A 262-nucleotide genomic window follows, 5' to 3' on the forward strand; every position below is an offset into this window, starting at 1 on the left:
GTGTTACTGCCGTGAAAGGGCAGTGTCTTAACCGCTTGACCACGGGGCCATATGGCTCCACAGGTAGGATTCGAACCTACGACCGATCGGTTAACAGCCGATAGCTCTACCACTGAGCTACTGTGGATTTATACTATTGCCTGGCAACGTCCTACTCTTGCGGAACGTAAGTCCGACTACCATCGGCGCTAAGGAGCTTAACTTCTGTGTTCGGCATGGGAACAGGTGTGACCTCCTTGCCATCGTCACCAGACAACAAATG

1 tRNA gene and 1 rRNA gene are annotated in these 262 nt (G+C 52.3%); both read right to left on the reverse strand.

What is annotated here, in order from left to right:
* Window positions 1-52: 52 nt before the first annotated feature.
* Window positions 53-127: transfer RNA gene (locus tag N9R04_RS11370), tRNA-Asn, on the reverse strand.
* 11 nt (window positions 128-138) lie between these two features.
* Window positions 139-253 (reverse strand): 5S ribosomal RNA (gene rrf, locus N9R04_RS11375).
* Window positions 254-262 lie beyond the last annotated feature (9 nt).

The organism is Staphylococcus marylandisciuri (assembly GCF_025519785.1).
Classification (GTDB): domain Bacteria; phylum Bacillota; class Bacilli; order Staphylococcales; family Staphylococcaceae; genus Staphylococcus; species Staphylococcus marylandisciuri.